The 17,290-nt window shown below is 43.4% G+C and carries 18 protein-coding genes; 7 read left to right on the plus strand and 11 right to left on the minus strand.

Annotated features, from left to right (window positions below; translation table 11 throughout):
* The first annotated feature begins 97 nt into the window (after positions 1-97).
* Positions 98-763 (plus strand): ABC transporter permease, encoded by a 666-nt coding sequence (locus NIES1031_RS20205; RefSeq protein ID WP_073551261.1) that lies wholly within the window; start codon positions 98-100, stop codon positions 761-763.
* Between the two features lie 201 nt (positions 764-964).
* On the opposite strand, the gene NIES1031_RS20210 is transcribed toward NIES1031_RS20205, so the two are convergent.
* Positions 965-1,852 carry an ATP adenylyltransferase family protein gene (locus NIES1031_RS20210; RefSeq protein WP_178378201.1) on the minus strand — a complete coding sequence of 296 codons (888 nt, stop codon included), beginning with the start codon at positions 1,850-1,852 and terminating at the stop codon, positions 965-967.
* A gap of 161 nt (positions 1,853-2,013) precedes the next feature.
* On the opposite strand from NIES1031_RS20210, the gene aptA reads away from it, so the two are divergent.
* Together aptA and NIES1031_RS20220 are read left to right on the plus strand one after the other, a co-directional pair.
* Positions 2,014-3,330 carry an omega-aminotransferase AptA gene (gene aptA, locus NIES1031_RS20215; RefSeq protein ID WP_143167835.1) on the plus strand — a complete coding sequence of 439 codons (1,317 nt, stop codon included), beginning with the start codon at positions 2,014-2,016 and terminating at the stop codon, positions 3,328-3,330.
* Positions 3,331-3,652: 322 nt separating this feature from the next.
* Positions 3,653-4,564 carry a YegS/Rv2252/BmrU family lipid kinase gene (locus NIES1031_RS20220; protein ID WP_073551264.1) on the plus strand — a complete coding sequence of 304 codons (912 nt, stop codon included), beginning with the start codon at positions 3,653-3,655 and terminating at the stop codon, positions 4,562-4,564.
* 124 nt (positions 4,565-4,688) lie between these two features.
* On the opposite strand, the gene NIES1031_RS20225 is transcribed toward NIES1031_RS20220, so the two are convergent.
* Together NIES1031_RS20225 and psaK are read right to left on the minus strand one after the other, a co-directional pair.
* Entirely contained in the window at positions 4,689-5,885 is a 1,197-nt protein-coding gene (locus tag NIES1031_RS20225) for a site-2 protease family protein (protein ID WP_073551265.1), read from the minus strand.
* 304 nt (positions 5,886-6,189) lie between these two features.
* Positions 6,190-6,471, minus strand: a complete 282-nt coding sequence (gene psaK / locus NIES1031_RS20230; protein ID WP_073551266.1) for a photosystem I reaction center subunit PsaK — start codon at positions 6,469-6,471, stop codon at positions 6,190-6,192.
* A 119-nt stretch (positions 6,472-6,590) separates the two neighbouring features.
* Here psaK and NIES1031_RS20235 point away from each other — a divergent pair, with 119 nt between their 5' ends.
* Positions 6,591-7,298 (plus strand): phosphoribosylanthranilate isomerase, encoded by a 708-nt coding sequence (locus NIES1031_RS20235; protein WP_073551267.1) that lies wholly within the window; start codon positions 6,591-6,593, stop codon positions 7,296-7,298.
* Here the strand turns inward: NIES1031_RS20235 and folE are convergent.
* From folE to NIES1031_RS20260, 5 genes are all read right to left on the minus strand, one after another.
* A complete protein-coding gene (gene folE / locus NIES1031_RS20240) occupies positions 7,216-7,935 on the minus strand; it encodes a GTP cyclohydrolase I FolE (RefSeq protein ID WP_073551268.1) in 720 nt (239 codons plus the stop codon). The genes NIES1031_RS20235 and folE overlap by 83 nt on opposite strands.
* Positions 7,936-8,060: 125 nt before the next feature.
* Entirely contained in the window at positions 8,061-8,783 is a 723-nt protein-coding gene (locus tag NIES1031_RS20245) for an SDR family oxidoreductase (RefSeq protein WP_073551269.1), read from the minus strand.
* A gap of 290 nt (positions 8,784-9,073) precedes the next feature.
* A complete protein-coding gene (locus tag NIES1031_RS20250; RefSeq protein ID WP_073551270.1) occupies positions 9,074-10,051 on the minus strand; it encodes an acetyl-CoA carboxylase carboxyltransferase subunit alpha in 978 nt (325 codons plus the stop codon).
* Positions 10,052-10,209: 158 nt separating this feature from the next.
* Positions 10,210-11,229 carry a long-chain acyl-[acyl-carrier-protein] reductase gene (locus NIES1031_RS20255; protein WP_073551271.1) on the minus strand — a complete coding sequence of 340 codons (1,020 nt, stop codon included), beginning with the start codon at positions 11,227-11,229 and terminating at the stop codon, positions 10,210-10,212.
* 192 nt (positions 11,230-11,421) lie between these two features.
* A complete protein-coding gene (locus NIES1031_RS20260; protein WP_015186641.1) occupies positions 11,422-12,120 on the minus strand; it encodes an aldehyde oxygenase (deformylating) in 699 nt (232 codons plus the stop codon).
* Between the two features lie 194 nt (positions 12,121-12,314).
* Here NIES1031_RS20260 and NIES1031_RS20265 point away from each other — a divergent pair, with 194 nt between their 5' ends.
* From NIES1031_RS20265 to NIES1031_RS25165, 3 genes are all read left to right on the plus strand, one after another.
* Complete coding sequence (locus NIES1031_RS20265) at positions 12,315-13,157, plus strand: carbohydrate ABC transporter permease (RefSeq protein WP_073551272.1); 843 nt, start codon at positions 12,315-12,317, stop codon at positions 13,155-13,157.
* A 144-nt stretch (positions 13,158-13,301) separates the two neighbouring features.
* The gene (locus NIES1031_RS20270) at positions 13,302-13,937 is read left to right on the plus strand and encodes a hypothetical protein (RefSeq protein ID WP_073551273.1); all 636 of its coding nucleotides are present in this window, start codon (positions 13,302-13,304) and stop codon (positions 13,935-13,937) included.
* Between the two features lie 44 nt (positions 13,938-13,981).
* Positions 13,982-14,227, plus strand: coding sequence for a hypothetical protein (locus NIES1031_RS25165; protein ID WP_218596890.1), 246 nt, complete (start codon positions 13,982-13,984; stop codon positions 14,225-14,227).
* Positions 14,228-14,331: 104 nt separating this feature from the next.
* Here the strand turns inward: NIES1031_RS25165 and NIES1031_RS20280 are convergent, their stop codons facing one another.
* The 3 genes from NIES1031_RS20280 to NIES1031_RS20290 form a co-directional block, all read right to left on the minus strand.
* A complete protein-coding gene (locus NIES1031_RS20280; RefSeq protein WP_073551274.1) occupies positions 14,332-15,351 on the minus strand; it encodes a hypothetical protein in 1,020 nt (339 codons plus the stop codon).
* A gap of 125 nt (positions 15,352-15,476) precedes the next feature.
* Complete coding sequence (locus NIES1031_RS20285) at positions 15,477-16,175, minus strand: response regulator transcription factor (RefSeq protein WP_073551275.1); 699 nt, start codon at positions 16,173-16,175, stop codon at positions 15,477-15,479.
* 5 nt (positions 16,176-16,180) lie between these two features.
* Positions 16,181-17,089: a sensor histidine kinase gene (locus NIES1031_RS20290; protein ID WP_073551276.1), complete on the minus strand. Its 909-nt coding sequence runs from the start codon at positions 17,087-17,089 to the stop codon at positions 16,181-16,183.
* Positions 17,090-17,290 lie beyond the last annotated feature (201 nt).

Below are 17,290 nucleotides of genomic sequence, written 5' to 3' on the forward strand. Positions count from 1 at the left end.
AGCGACTGCGAACCCGAAGGGCTTGCCGTAGGCTACCACTCAGACGCAAAGTTCACAAAGGAATTGGAGAGGGATTTTTTATTGAGTTGATTTTTTGATGGTTAAGTCAACGATTGAGTCGCGTAAGCTTAGGAGTTTGGCGTTTCTTTTGTTTCCAACAACTTTTTGGTTGTTGCTGTACAGTTTTTTGCAGCGGGGAACGGATGGTGGAGTTGTTTGGAGTTTTAGTTTAGAGAGTTATCAACGGCTGGCGAGTGAACTGTATTTAGGTATAATTTGGCGTTCGATTGGATTGGCTTTAATTGCGACGGTTGCTTGTTTAATTATTGGCTATCCGTTGGCGTTTTTTATTGCTACTTGTTCGGGACGCTGGCAAAATGTTTTGGTGCTACTTGTGATTATTCCTTTTTGGACTAATTTTTTGGTGCGAACTTATGCTTGGATTGTGCTTTTGCCTCAGGAAGGAGTGATTAATGTAGTGCTACAAAACTTTCAAGTTGTTGATGCACCGCTGAATTTGTTATTTACACAGTTTGCAGTAACTGTAGGGTTAATTTATGGCTATTTGTCGTTTATGATTTTGCCATTGTATGCCGCAATGGATCGTTTCAATTTTTCCTTAGTAGAAGCGGCACAGAATTTAGGTGCAAATGATATTCGCAGCTTTATTCGGATAGTTTTACCGTTAACAATGCGAGGAAGGAATTGTAGCAGGTTCGCTACTGGTTTTTATTCCGGCTGTAGGGGCGTTTGTTACTCCTGATATTTTGGGTGGTGCGCAAACTGTGCGCCTAACAGAACAACGTTGTATGACTGTGCGATCGCAAAATCTCCACCTTAGCGATCTCCCTAAATTCACTGCTGCGACACCGTAAAAGTTAAATTACCACCAAATAGCATCCGCATCTTAACCGAAGATGCATCTACCTATACCTCATACAATTGCCAAAATGTCAAGCAGATTCTAGCTACTCGTAACTTGCTGCAAAATCGTCATTGGACCATAAGATTTAAGAATCTGCATTTGCTCATCATTGCGGACAAACAGCGATCCGGCGAATCCTAAAGAATTGACAGATATGGACGCAAAACTTTCTTGAAGACGCGGTACAATCAGCATCCATTGACGTGTTGCCAGTAGATTATAAGCACCTGATTGCTTGTCGCTTTTAAAATCGTTTGTGTTGATTCCAACAGCATGAAGCAGGCTTTGATAGCATTCTAGCATGGCTGTAGCAGCAGTATCAGGAGTTACCCAGTTCGGATCGAGTTGGGCGATCGCGTGAACAAACGGAAACAGCGGTGAGGTACCGATAGAACCTGTAAATTGAGCAGCAGCGATCGCATTTTCGATCGGTAGTTTGACTCCTTGAGGTGAAAGCGGTAAGGGAACAAGTTGTAAATGTTTGTGTTTTTGACTCGCGCCAGCGAGCTTTCCGCCGTTATAAAATGCTAAACCATCAATTTCTGCTAAAGTAACGCACATCGCCTGAAAATCGCGCCAGTTAAGCCAGTTTTCCTGATCTTCAAAAGCACGAGTAATCATTAGCAAGTGATGATCGACAACATTAAATTTATTCAATAAACACAAATGCGTGTCCGAAATATCTGCAACGAATAAATCTTCCTCATATGGTAAAAACGGATTAACATCTTTAGCAGTAGTGGTGCTTTGAGATTGCTTTGCTGCATCCTTACGCACCAAGTTTGACAACGTGCGCACAAGGAAATTAATACCATTTTGCTCGATAAATTCGTAATCGGTAGGAATTGACTGAAGTGCCCCAGTGCGTAAAGCATACTCAGTTTGCTCGATGACCCTTGTCCACAATTTACCAGGTTGTAACACCACTGTTCTTTCTACGTTGATTCTTCATCAGGCATTGTAGATTTTTTTTGAGCCTGGAAAGAAACTTGCATCATTTCTATGATCCATCACCCATCACTAAGCTCAGAGGGATCTTGCAAGTCATTTAAAATTGCTATATGTAAAAATCCATCGAGCCTAAACTTGTGAGCAATATACCCAGCAATCTAGAAGCTTTCTGGATGCCTTTTACCGCTAATCGTCAGTTTAAAGCACAACCTCGGTTCTTAGTTGCAGCGGACGGAATGTACTATACATCCGATGACGGTCGGCAAATTCTAGATGGTACAAGTGGGCTGTGGTGTGTTAATGCTGGGCACAGTCGTCGAGAAATTGCAGCAGCCGTCGCCGATCAAATCACGCAGTTAGACTTTGCGCCTGCGTTTCAAATGGGACATCCAGCGGCGTTTGAGTTTGCAAATCGACTGACACAATTGCTTCCTAATGATTTGCATCATGTTTTCTTCACGAATTCAGGTTCAGAAGCGGTAGATACGGCATTGAAGATTGCGATCGCCTACCATCGAATACGCGGTGAAGCTGCGCGTCAGCGGTTAATTGGCAGGGAACGCGCTTATCATGGTGTCAATTTCGGTGGTGTTGCTGTTGGTGGAATTGGCGCGAATCGCAAGTTTTTTGGTAATTTACTAACGGGTGTCGATCACTTACCGCATACGCATAACTTAGAAAAAAATGCCTTTAGTCAAGGACAACCCCAATGGGGAAGACATTTTGCAGATGAACTTGAACGAATTATTGCTTTACACGATGCTTCGACAATCGCCGCAGTGATTGTGGAACCTGTCGCGGGTGCTACTGGCGTGCTAATTCCTCCTGTAGGCTATTTGCAACGCTTGCGCGAAATTTGTAACAAATACGGCATTTTGCTGATTTTTGATGAAGTCATTACAGGTTTTGGGCGACTTGGCGAACCGTTTGCCGCAAATTATTTCGGTGTCGTGCCAGATCTAATTACTGTTGCCAAAGGAATCACAAATGCTACAGTGCCGATGGGTGCTGTGTTTGTCCGTCAAGGAATTTATGATGCTTTTGTGCAAGGAACGCAACAAGGAATCGAATTTTTTCACGGATACACTTACTCTGGACATCCGGTTTCCTGTGCCGCAGGTATGGCAACATTAGATATCTATCTCAAAGAAGGACTACTATCGCGCGTTCAAAAACTAGCAACTTATTGGCAAGGTGCTGTACACAGTTTGCGGGGTTTACCGTACATTATTGACATTCGTAATTTAGGTTTACTTGCAGCGATAGAGTTAGAACCGATTCCTAATAAACCAGGCGATCGCGGCTTCGAGACTTTCTTGCGTTGTTATGAATTAGGGGCGCTGGTCCGCGCGGCAGGAGATAATATCGCGTTATCTCCACCACTCATTATTGAGAAACAACAAATCGATCAACTTTTTGATACTTTAGCGAAGGCTTTAAAATTGCTTGAGTAAAGGTTAATTCTTATCAAATTTTGCTAGCTTCACCCGCCTATAGCTAGATTTCTTTTATGATTTTTTTGTTTACTTCTTAAAGAAGACCTGCATCTTGTTGAGGCGACTTCTAAATTAAGTATTGAGTTAAGAACACAACTCAGTTTCTACACAAGTGCTTGGTTCAACAGAAGCAGGAAGCTAGGTAATAAATAAACGTGTAGGATTGCTGCAAGGAATTACGATGTTTTTGCCACTGGATGAATAACCTTCAGATTTATAATTAAAGTTTTTTTTGCCAATTTCTTTCCTACTTTCTGACAACGTTCAAGACTTGCTACTTATGTCTCGCTTAGCTTATCTTATTTTGAAACCTGCTTCAGAGCAACGTGAAACTGAACAAGAATTGATGGAAATCCGTGCGATGTTAGAGCCGGAGTTTAACTTGAGTGTTTATTTTACAACTCCTGAAGTGAGTGCTGGTCAATTAGCACATCAAGCTGTAGAAAGTGGTGCTGAAGTTGTGATTGCTGCTGGGGGTGATGGAACAGTTTCGGCGGCAGCTGAGGCTTTAATTGGTACAGAAATTCCTTTTGGTGTTATTCCTAGAGGAACTGCTAACGCTTTTGCAACCTATCTCGGTATTTCGAAAGATCTCAAAGCTGCGTGTCAAATTATCTTAGCAAGTCACACGCGTTTGGTGGATACTGCTTTGTGTAATGGAAAACCAATGGTACTACTTGCTGGAATTGGTTTTGAGGCGAAAACTGTTAAACAAGCTGACAGTGAGGCAAAAAATCGTTTTGGGGCTTTAGCTTATATCTTGGCTGGAGCCAAACAATTTTGGCAAGGTATGAAACCTTTTGAAACTCGTGTGGAAACTGAATCGCAAACAGCCGCAATTCAACAAGCAACAGCTGTAACTGTCGCCAACTCAGCGCCACCAGCTTCTGTACTAGCACACGGTACAACAGGAGTTTATGCCGATGATGGTCTTTTAGATATTACAATAATTTCTCCACAGTCTCGCCTCGAAGGAGCGATCGCGCTTTACCATCTCATCAAATCAGGCTTTAACAATAATGCTGTCGATCTTGATAACGTACATCATCTCCGCGCTAGACACATCAAAATTACGACAACACCTCCGCAACCCGTTGTCTTAGATGGTAATCTCATGGGAACAACACCCATAGAAATTGAGTGTATTCCTAGTAGTTTGAATGTGTTTATACCAAGAAACGAAGAAAATTGAGGCTAAAGGATTGCATATTCTTATCCTCTAAACCTCTTATACGGATTTACTATACTTCCGGCATCCATCTAAATCTTGTGCGCAACTCCAAATTTGGAAGCTTTTCAAGATCTGTGCCAGAGATTTACTTACTAGCTGCTTTAGCGATCGCACTGAGTGGTAATCCTGGTGGATATGTCCCTTCTTCTTTAACGCGCTTGATTTCGGCGTCGGTAATCCGTAATTTTAGCTTTGCTGCGAGTGTCCGCACAATATCACCTTTATCAACTAAACCGGCAACCGCCCCAGCGGGAGAAAGTACGGTAATTTGTTGCAGTTGTTGATTTTCCATCTGATTAATGACCTCTGCAAATGAAGTTGTTTCGGTCACTGTGGGAATTTCTGTCAAAGGACGGGTAATGCTGTGCAAAGTTTGCGTTTCCCACTGACTGCGTTCAATTAGGCGCAAATCGTCTACTGATACTTTCCCGCGATAGCGTCCGTCTGAAGCAGCAAAATAAACTTGCGTTGAGTTAGGTTCGAGAAGAAACAAGTCTGCAAACTGACGCAGTGTTGAATCTGCATCGACAACTCGAAAGTCTTTATTCATCGCATCACTGACTTTTAGCGTGAGTAACGCTTCTTGCAACGATGTGACGTTTTTGTAAGCTGTCGCATTCCGAATTCCAAACCAGCCTAGCAGGATAAACCACAACCCAGACACCAACTCGCCAGTCATGAAATCAATCGCAAAGCCTAATGCGATCGCACTCCAACCTAAAATTTGTCCAGCACTAGCAGCAGTACGTACCGCTTGAAAGCGATTACCAGTCACTTTCCATACAGCAGCTTTTAACACTTGTCCGCCGTCTAAAGGTAATCCAGGAATTAAATTAAAAATTGCCAACACTAAGTTGATTTTTGCCAAGTCACCGATCAGTGTGCTTGATAAGCTATCTGTTGGTAAGAGATAAGCGATCGCACTCAGTAGCACAAATAAAATAACACTTACTGTCGGACCTGCGATCGCCACTTGAAACGCTTGTCCTGGTGTTTTTGATTCTTCCTCAATTGCGGCAATCCCACCAAAGAGAAATAATGTAATTGATTTTACCTGAATACCTTGCGATCGCGCTGCTAAGCTATGACCGAGTTCGTGTAACAGCACTGAACCAAACAACAGCAATGCTGTCACGATTCCCGCACTCCAGCCTAATGCTGGTCCCCATTGTTGGTAAGCTAAACCAAAATTGAGTGTGACTACTGCTAAAATTACGAACCACAAAGGATCGAGTAACAGCGGAATGCCAAATAAAGATCCAATTCGCCAACTTGTTTGCATGAAATTTTCCTAAAACTCAGCACTTTAAGGCAGATAATTTGTGCATATTTGCTAGATTTTGTCAATAATTCTGCTCAGATGTGAGTTATCCAGCAATTATAGATTTGTAATTCACCTTACTTCTAGAATAGACAATCACTCTGACTCAGTACTACTCTAGTGATTTCGAGGAATCCGTACATTTAAGAAGCACAAGGCAGAAGTCAGAATGGGGAAATGGGAGGGAGATAGATCAATAAAGCGGGAGGAAATCCTCACCGCTAACGCTTGTTAATCGTGAATAAATAAAAGACGCTGGTGTAGTCTACTTAAGAACACCAATATTGTTGAGTCCTAAAATAATACCGAAACCCACAATATGACCCAAGCTCACAGAACCAAGGACTGTACCTACACTAGGATTGTTGAACAGTGCAGGGAACGGTAAAGGCATCTTGGGACCAACTTGAGGAAAACGAATTGTCCGACTAGCAATAAACAGAATCAACACAGAAGCACCAATAATGATTGCCGATCCTGTCCAACTCCATCGTACCGTGTCGGGAACTGTTGATTGCACGGCTGCTAGTAAAATTAAGTCAGTCAAGTTTCTCTCTCCTAAACAAATAAGATATGAATAATTAAGGATTATCAAATTTCGTTAGGACAAACATAGTCTCTGTTTTAAGAGTTAACAGTTACAACGTATTTTCGACACAAAACTTAATGCGAGTCAAAATTTGCGGAATTACAAAACCTGAACAAGGACTAGCGATCGCCCAATTAGGCGCAACCGCGTTAGGATTTATTTGCGTACCAGCCTCACCACGCTACATCAGCGTGACACAAATTCAAGCGATCGTGTCGCAAATCCCACAACACATCGAGCGCATTGGTGTGTTTGCCAACACGATTATTGTCGATATCTGTCAAGTGGCGATCGCTGGAGATCTTACTGGCGTTCAATTGCACGGCAATGAATCTCCAGAATTTTGCATGCAACTTCGCCAAGAGTTACCTCCTGGCGTAGAAATCATTAAAGCCCTGCGAGTGCGAGATTCACAAGCATTAGTGCAAGCAAATCTTTATATTGACTGTGTAGATACACTCTTACTCGATGCCTATCATCCTCAAATATTGGGAGGTACTGGAAAAACCCTAGATTGGACAACCCTACGGCAGTTTTACCCAAGTTGTCCGTGGTTACTCGCAGGTGGATTAACTCCAGAAAACGTTAGTGATGCACTTAATCAGTTAAAACCTTACGGTATCGATTTGTCGAGTGGTGTAGAGCGCGCCCCTGGTGATAAAGATTTAAAGAAAGTTGCACAGCTATTTCAACAATTAGCCGCTAGAAAAACGCTGGCTGATGTCGAATCAAATTCAAAAACTCTTCGCGCGTTTTTTGCTCATCGTGAAATACACCAATCATAGCACTCGTAACTGTCCACGACCCTGGTTTTTGAACGCCGCGCATTACCATACACATATGAGTTGCTTCCATCACAACAGCAACGCCTTGGGGTTCTAAAATCGTTTGTACAGCTTCAGCAATTTGACGTGTGAGACGTTCTTGCACTTGCAAGCGACGCGAGTACATCTCAACAATTCGAGCCAGTTTACTTAATCCTACAACTTTCTCATTAGGGATATACGCAACGTGTGCTCTACCCATAAATGGCAGCATATGATGTTCGCACAAGCTAAAGAAGTTAATATCCCGCACAAGTACCATCTCGTTGTGACCTTCGTCAAAGATGGCGTTATTAACAAGGTCTTCTAATGATTGGTTGTAACCGCTGGTAAGAAAGCGCATAGCTTCAACGACGCGCTTAGGAGTTTTGATTAGCCCCTCGCGTTCTGGATCTTCTCCCACACCTAATAGCATCGTGCGTACTGCTTCTACCATCGCTTCGTTGAGTTCTTCGGAAGGCGGTTGCAATTGTGCTTCTTTCCCATTTTGGGTATTGCGGTCTGGCCGTGTCGCAATGCGGTTGATTGTATCTTCTAAACTATCTGGCATCAAAGGTGAGTTGGAGCGAGGAGAACCGTTGGGGAATCCAATAGTCATGGTCTAAAGTCTCAATTAAGGTTTTCGTAATAATTGTGAGTGTTGAATCCAACACATTTAGTCGCGAATATCAATCCTACAGTTGGTATCTGAAGGTTGAATGTAGATGGTCATTGCTGATAGCTTTACAAAACGCCAGTGCTGGGCATTAAGGTTAACTCCTCGATGACGGCTTGTTCTGGAAGGAGTACAGTGTGCAATATTGACTGCGCAACGCTTTCTGGCGTTAACATTGCTGATCGCTCAAGTTTAATTCTCACAGTATCGCTGTTCCATAGCTCAGTATTGACAGCGCCTGGGCAAATCGTTGTAACCCGAATTCCATTTTGACGTTCTTCTGCTGCTAAGGTTTTAGAAAGCGCAATCAGTCCCGCTTTACTCACCGAATAAGCGCCCCAACTCGGAAAAGGTTGCAAACCCGCGACTGAAGCGACGTTGACGATTGTCCCTGTACCGCGATCGCGCATTGTTGGTAACACTCCTAAAATACATTGAAACACGCTTGTGAGATTTAAGTTCATCACTGCTTGCCAATCGCTTAATGGTGTGTCACTCAAGTTTCCGGTATATCCCATTCCAGCGCTATTGATTAAAATATCGACTTTTGTATTTGCTGCGATTGCGCTGATTTTCTCTCGCACTTTTTCAATATCAGCTAAATCGAGCGCATAGGTGGTTGCTTTTGCTTTAGTTTGCTCGACTGCACTAGCTACAGCCGCTAGTTTTTCTTGAGTTCGGCTCACTAATACAACATCAATTCCTACCTTAGCAAAGGCTAAAGCGGTTGCTTTCCCAATTCCACTACTTGCACCAGTAATCAAGGCGCTTTTATTTTTCGCCAAATTCATGAATTCCTGTTTCCTTGAAGAAGTGGCATTGCTTCCTCATTATCTCAACTTCTTACCCTAGATAGATTAATCAGGTCTAAGACTTAGATTAATTGCCTTTCTGGCATAATACGATTCCAAATAAATAATTGCTTGGTAACGAACAAAGTAACAACCGACCGGCTGCTCAAAAGCAAGTAACCCCAGCTACGTAACCGTAGTAGGACGCGTTGTCTGTAAAGAAACTTTACACGCTAAGGGTAATTATATCACTTGCCTTCTTGATCGCAATTAACGGACTTGCTTAAGGCTTAAGGCAAATCAGTAAAAACACCTAATTTACGAAATTTTTGGTAGCGCATTTTACGGCGTTCTTGACCGCTTGTTTGCAAGAGGGCTTCTAAGTTTTCGATTAATGCTTGCTTGAGAATCGTTGCTGCCCCTAAAGGATCAGAATGCGCGCCGCCACTTGGTTCTGATAAGATTTGGTCAAGAATACCCAGATTTTTTAAATCGGGAGCCGTAATTTTTAAAGCTACCGCAGCTTGGGAAGCTTTAGCTGCATCTTTCCAGAGAATTGCTGCACAAGCTTCAGGCGTCGCAACCGTGTAAACCGAGTGTTCAAACATCAGTAAGCGATCGCCAACACCGATCCCTAAAGCACCGCCCGAACCGCCTTCACCAATGACAGTACAAATAATCGGTACTTCAAAGCGAAACATTTCGCGGAGATTATAAGCGATCGCTTCACCTGCACCTTTGTATTCTGCTTCTGCTGTAGGTAAAGCGCCTGGCGTATCAATAAAAGTCAAGATCGGCATTCCGAAGCGATTGGCGTGTTCCATTAGCCGAATTGCTTTACGATAGCCCCCAGGAGAAGCCATGCCAAAGTTTCGCGCAATATTATCTTTCGTGTCGCGTCCTTTTTGATGTCCCACCATCACAACCGCGCGCCCAGCAAGTTTTGCCACTCCACCAACTAAAGCCGGATCGTCAGTTCCTCGGCGATCACCGTGTAGTTCCATCCATTCATCGCTAATCGCTTGAATGTAATCAAGCGTACTCGGACGACGGGGATGACGTGCCAATTGCAACTTCTGCGAAGGCGAAAGACTACTAAAAATTTCTTGTCGTAGTTGCATGGCGCGGGCTTCTAGTTGGCGAATATCTTCTGAGACATCGACGCCATTTTCTGCCGCAAGTTCGCGAATTTGATCAATTCGTGATTCAAGTTCAATCAGCGGCTTCTCAAAGTCTAAAAGTAGTGGTTTACGCTCAGTAGTTGCCATAGTGAGGGGTCAGGGGTCAGAGGTCAGGGGTCAGGAGAGTAGGCGGGTTGTTGCGTAGGTAGGTGGGTAAAATAGCATCTTCATCTCTCCCACTCTACAATGTTCCTACACTCCTACTCTCTCACTAATCACTAGTGCTCGCTTTTCACTCCTCACCCCTAGACTAACAAAGGACGAAAACCATGTTTGACAGATACTTGACCAATGTGTTCCATCTTTTCTACTGTAATTTGGTTGCGTCCCCAAGAAAAGTTAGTGTACAGCTTTTCAAATTCGAGTAGCATTGACTCAGCAAAACAAGCAAAGAGTTGACGAGCAGGAACATCCATATTAACTATGTTCATAATTCGCCAGTCAATGTCAAGCGAATGCTCAACGATACCGCCATTGAGGACAGACACGCCAGGGTGCTGTACTTTAGTTACTAAATTTTTGGGATAGCCTCCATCAATCAATAAACAAGGTTGCTTGAGCGTTGTTGGATCGATTTCCACACCCTTGGGCATACTAGCAACCCAAACGATAATGTCTGCTTGCGGTAAAGCTTCCTCCAGACTCATAATCTTGCCACGACCGAGTTCGGATTGTAAATGCTGTAGTCGCTCTTGATTACGCGCAATTAATAGCAACTCAGCTACATCTGTTCTCGTGTCTAACCAACGGCAGATTGCGCTACCGATGTCACCTGTCGCACCACACACGGCAACAGTTGCTTTCGAGAGTTCAATCCCTAGCTTCTCAGAGGCTTGTTCAACTTGACGACAAATAATATAAGCTGTGTGCGTGTTACCTGTCGTAAACCGCTCAAACTCTAGCCGCACGTTGCGCACTTGGCGATTTTGGTAAAGGTTAAAATTTTCAAAAATAATCGATGAGAAACCGCCTAAAGCCGTAATATTAATTCCATGCTTTTGTGCGTGAGCCATCGCGTTGAGGACCTTTCGCGTTGCTGCCTTGATCCGGCGGGAAGCCAGCATTTCAGGGAGAAAGCATGACTCAACGTACCGACCTTCGATGATTTGCCCAGTAATGCTTGTAACTTTGATAGTATCAACGATTTGGGGCGGAGCGCTGCACCAAAAATCAAGCCCTTGATCTGCGTATTCAGGGTAGCCTAACTCTTTAGCTACTGCTTGGGCGTGTTCCAAACTAGTAAGGTGACCGATTAGACCAAACATTTATTGTGCTGTATGAGACTTATAGCTGCTGTGAGAAAAATGAAGAGTGTGAGATTTAGGAGAATTTCCACAAAAATATCACACAGATTAACTGAGTTGAGGCTCAGCTTGCTGGCGATCAATGTATACGTTTAGGCAATGCAGTGAAACTGATACAGGGGTGATTTTTCCACCCCTGCACTTTGGTAAGTTTTATGCAGCTGTAAGTCCGTATGCCGACATCCGCATAATATCGCGGGTAGTGAAGCCGATGTTACTCAGCGCTTCACCGTATTGAATCATGAAATCTTCAACTAAAGCTTCTTTTTCCATTGCTAAGGTGTGCGCATCGTTTTCAACTGCATTGAGCATTTGCCAAACGATAGGAAGGTTTTGACGATTTGCTTGTTCGAGTTCAGCTTTCGATGCCTCAAAGTGTTCTTTTAACCAGACTTCGCCAAAGTTGAGGTGGCTGTATTCGTCTTTGACAACGCCTTCAGTAATTTTACGGGCAAAGTCATCGGCAACAGGAATATAGATATTGTAAGCGGCGATCGCGAAGCATTCGATAATCAGTGATTGAATGAGTAAGCAAGTTACTACGTTGCCTGATTCGGCTGCTTTTTGGAAGTTCTGGTGCAATTTGGCAAAGAACTCTTGCGCAAACTGCATATCTGGTGTGACCTGAAGATTGCGCCCACAAGCTTCAAAACCTTTCTTGTGGCGGTTTTCCATCTTCGATAAGCGAATCAGTTCCTCTTTGTGTTCTGGCAGCAGTTCCGCTAATCGGATGTAATTTTCATGGGCTTCTTTCTCCCCTTCAATCACGATCGCGTTGATGCGACTGTAAGCGTCCTTGTAGGTTTCGCTGTGGAAATCAAGTTCTGCGGCGGTGGCAGCCAGCTGCTGCATAGGTCTTTTATCTCCTATTTACGTAAATCAACTGATACGAGCTTGGTTAACCTGGCAACTCAAGTGTAAAGTTGAAAATGGTTAAATTTAACTTAACAAATCTCGATGCGCTACGTTACGTTTGGTCATGAAATATTTTTTAAATTAAAAAATAATATCAGTGTTTATCAAAGCATAAAGCCAAATTAGTATCAATGCCTAAAAAAAATCTCAACAACACTGCCACCCGTGAATCTATATTAGAAGTCGTTAACTTAGCTGTTCTACTACTAGGTGCGGGTCTTATACTACTACCCCTAGGAATAGTTTTTCTGACCTCCTTTGCCCCAAAAGGCTCGACAATCACGTTAATACCACAAAATGGCTGGTCATTAGCTAACTATCAAGACGCTTGGCAGCGAGGCAAGTTCCTGCTAGCGTTTGCGAACTCTACGCTGGTTGCACTAGCTGTGACTGCTTTTCAGCTATTTTCCTCAGCCTTGGCGGGGTATGCACTCGCGCGGTTAAAATTCCTCGGTCGGCAAGTTGTGCTACTGATTGTTTTAGCTACGCTGGTCATTCCTTTTCAATTATTAGTTATTCCCATATTCTTGGTGCTCAAGTGGGGTCATCTCATTAACACTTACGGGGCGCTGATTCTGCCAACAGCAGTCAATGGCTTTGGGATTTTTTTGCTACGCCAGTACTTCTTGACAATTCCCATCGAGTTAGAGGAAGCGGCGGCGTTGGATGGCGCGAATCGCTGGCAAGTTTTATGGCGAGTGATGCTACCGTTGTCGCGTCCGGCGTTGGTCACGTTGTTTTTATTTACTTTTATCGGAGAATGGAATGACTTGTTTAAACCGTTAGTGTTTACGACAAGACCAGAGTTAAGGACGGTACAACTGGCGCTAGCCGAGTTTCAAGAGCAGTTTACAAATAATTGGCCCTTACTGATGGCAGCAGTCGTGATCGCCACAATTCCCGTCGTCATCTTGTTCCTTTTCGGTCAAAGACAATTTATTCAAGGAATCGCGACGACAGGAATTAAGAATTAGTTATGTATCTATTCTTAGAGGCGATCGCTAAAGATTCATTGCAAAAAAATGTATCTCAGATAACAGTTAGTTATATTATGCTTACCAAAATTTGCTCCGAGAAATTTTTTTAACCCTTAATTTAAATTAATCAAGGGGGCATATATGCGTTGGCACTACAGATCGCTGTTTGTCCTGATTGCTATAGTTGGAGTAGCTGCGGTTTTTCTCTCAGACTTCTTACTACAGGCACCACTAAAAGCAACTGAAGCACTACTACAACCTGCACCTACACAACCTTTAGGTTACTACGATTATTTTGGTAAGTTACTTAACCCACAACAAGCAGAACAACTCGTACGTCAAAAAGGTCTCGACCCAAAATCGCCTGGTGCTTATGAACGTGTCGGGGCAGTGAAAATTACTCAACAGTTAATTGATAGTGGCGAGAATATCTTTTTCAATCGCAAGATTGGCGATACACTTGGGTTACAACGAGTATTTGGATTTAGCGTTGGTTTTGCTCAGATTTTACCAGAAGTCACTGAAGCAATTCTGAAATTACACGGTAAGCCGACAACCAATCTACGCATCACCCTCAAGAAGGATTTAACACTGGGTAGCCGGACTTATCGTCGAGGAAGTACGATCGACACGGGGTTAAATGTGGAAAAAGGTTCATTTTTTCCTCAAGGCTTGCAACTTGATGGCAATCTCAGTTGTGCCACATGTCATGCTGATCTTTCTGCGAGTGGTAAACGCTTGAAAGGAGTACCCAACGGCGAGGAGCATTACAAGTAAGATCGGATGGTCGTTTTAGTGTAGTTGATCCAACTGGCTTGGGATTGACAGGTACATTGAGTATTGGTAAACCTGCGGATGCTGCAAGTAGCTTACGAGCATTAGTTGATCGCAATCTTCGTGCTCAAGTCGTTGCGGTTAATAAAGCTAATTCTGCTTTAGTTAGATCTAATCTTGATGGAACTGGTCATCATTTTTATGTAGACCAAGCTGCTGGTTTTACTCCAGCACAGCAAACTGACCTAGTCAACTTCTTGTTGGCACTAGATGACAATCCTGGTCGTTTTTAAGTTGGGTAATGGGTAATGGGTGATTTTTAATAAGTAGTCTTTTCAATTACCAGTTACCAATGACCAACTTGATAGGTAACATTTATTTTCACCTACTCACTGAATCATTCTTCTTGAATTTGCAGGCGAATGGTACGTTCTCCACTACCAAGTTGCACTTCGACGACTTCACCACCAAGTTGTTCTAAGCAATTTAACAGCGATCGCAAATTTGGCGTACTTGCTCCAGTATCAACATACAAGCGATCTGCTAAGCTACCAATCTTTTTCCAAGTGTTATAAAGTTTGGCAATCGTTTGCTCTAACTGCGAGGCTTGATTGACTAAATCCGCAGCAACATTGATACAACCGATTCTTAACGCTTCTTCTAGCGCTTTTTCTAAGTCTACTGACTCTTCATCGAGGGCTTGGACATTAGTTGCTGCATCAAGGTATTTGGCGAGATACCGCGCTTCAGAGGTGACTTGTTTGAGCGTATCAACGTCAGGATTTGCGGCAACTTCCTCACGAAACACGGTTTGATGAGACTCTGGTAACTTCTCCATTTCGCGCACGAGCGGTGCAAGATAGCGGCTAGGAAGCGTATTGTCTGCGGCTTTGGCTTTGACGGTATCAGGGAGTAAATCGGACGACATCGCGGTGAATTCATCGGCTAATTGACGAACTTCGCGCCGCGTGATGCGATCGCCTTTTTTCGCCGCGTCGGTAATCAGTTGTTGAATCTCGGGTTCAGCTTTGGCGGTTTCAATAAACGCGCGTTTGCTAAAGCAGCGCACGGTATCAGGATCGAGTTGTCCTTGTTCCATGAGTTTATCTGCACTATTCGCGAGTTGAATCATCGAATAAGCTTGACTTTTGCTGATCTCGCGTTCTTGTAACCACTTGAGAAAGCCACTTCCGCGCGTATCGCCGTATTTCTTCTCGCGATCGCGAACTGCACGTAAAATCCGCCCCCGCCAAATTTCGGTTTGTAAATCAAAGCGATCGCATACTCGCCAAGCGGTATCTACCTGGCGTTGAAATTCCATTTCAGGAATTTGTTCATCTTCAGGATCGGGAAGTTGAAAGTTAAGGTTTGTTTGTTCCTCTAAGGCAGCAACAAAATCAATATCAGAAGATGACATGAAAGGCGATCGCACAACAGCTGGATTATTATTGCATGCTCTATCGCTATAGGAAAATATTAATGTTTATGACTCAGGCAGGATGCCTAACTCCACTTAGTCACTCTTTTCCTCTAAATTCAAAACTAGTTACTAGCCACTCCCTCACTCTTCTCCCGCAACACATAACCAACGCTACGCACGGTTTGAATCAAGCGCGGTTCTTTATTAGCTTCTAGCTTGAGGCGCAAGTAGCGAATGTAAACTTCAATGATGTTCGAGTCGCCCATAAAGTCGTAACCCCAAACTTTTTCGAGAATGCGATCGCGTGTTATCACTTCTTGAGGATGCGCGAGGAGATACTCTAGTAAATCAAATTCTTTTGCGGTTAATTCAACTAATCGTGTCCCGCGATAAACTTCTCTGGTGCGGCGATTTAACTTCAAATCCGCAAATTGCCGTAGATCGGCGTCTATATCTTGAGTACGTCTTAGGTGCGCCCGCACTCTGGCAAGTAATTCTTCGACACTAAAGGGTTTTACAACGTAATCATCAGCACCTGCATCTAAACCGGCAACGCGATCGCTGATATCGTCTTTAGCAGTTAATAAAATGATCGGGACTTTGTCTCCATGAATCCGCAAGCGGCGGCAAACTTCTAGTCCTGATAACCCTGGTAACATCCAATCTAAAATAACTAAATCGGGATGTAATTCGCGAGCTGCGATTAACCCTGCTAGTCCGTCATGTTCTACACTGAGGCGGTAGCCTTCATAGCTTAGTTCCATCTGAACGAACTTAGCCAGCTTAATTTCGTCTTCTACTAATAAAATATGTGCTGTCATGGTTGCTACACAGCAATTGGTAAAGTAATAGTAAAAACACTGCCTTCACCTAATCTAGAAGCGACGGTAATACAGCCACCCATCCCATCTACAAGTGTTTTAACAATTGATAAACCTAAACCATAACCACTAGTAGCACGGGATTCATCAACTCGATAAAATCTCTCAAAGATGCGGGCTTGTTGCTGTAAGGGAATGCCTACACCGCGATCGCACACCTGAATTCTTGCTTGTTCTAGTTGGTCTATTTTTAAGGCAATTGGTAGGCTCAAGTCAGAGTATTTAACAGCATTATCGATCAAATTCAGCAATACTTGTTTTAAACAATGGCGATCTGCCAAAACTATGATTTCATCATTCGCCTCAATAATAATATCTCGATTGCTGTATTGCTGCGCCATTCCTGCTACTTCAGCTATTAGTGCATTGAGTGGAACAGCTTCCATATGAAAGTGTAAATGACCGCTATCCGCTCGTGCTAAGTCTAGCAAGTCCTGTAATAAACGAATTGTGCGATCTGCTTCTGATGCTGCGGTTTCTAAAGCGTCGCGCTGCGTTGTTGTCAGATTAGTCTCGCGCCGGAGTACACTTTGCAAATAACCATAGACAATTGTGAGTGGCGTGCGTAACTCGTGGGAAACATTACTAACAAACTGTTCCTGTTGTTCCCAAGCGGCTGCAAGACGCTCTAACATCATGTTATAGGTACGTGCTAGCTCTCGAACTTCTGTAGGCGCGCGATCGCATTGTAGCTGTGCTTGTCCCAAATCTGCAGCAGAAACCTTCGCCGCAAGTTGATTAATCTGCATTAATGGCTGTAGCGAACGTTGAATGTAAAGTGCGATCGCTGCTGTAATTACGATCAATACTAGTAAACTGGTAATACCCAAACTCTGCACAACTGCCAAAAACATTGTCTGTTCGTCAGAAATATCTTACGCAATGAATAACTGTCCCCATGCATTGCCATTCATGCGCAAAGTCCTAGCACACATCACAAAGTAGCGGTGATTAATTGCAAAGACTTGAGGGCTAGCTGGAACCTGACGTAGTGATAATAAGGCGTTGCTGAAAGTTGAATGATTTAAGCAGGAAGAGGAATGGTTTTAAACTTC

Source organism: Chroogloeocystis siderophila 5.2 s.c.1, assembly GCF_001904655.1.
In the GTDB taxonomy this organism is placed as follows: Bacteria; Cyanobacteriota; Cyanobacteriia; order Cyanobacteriales; family Chroococcidiopsidaceae; genus Chroogloeocystis; species Chroogloeocystis siderophila.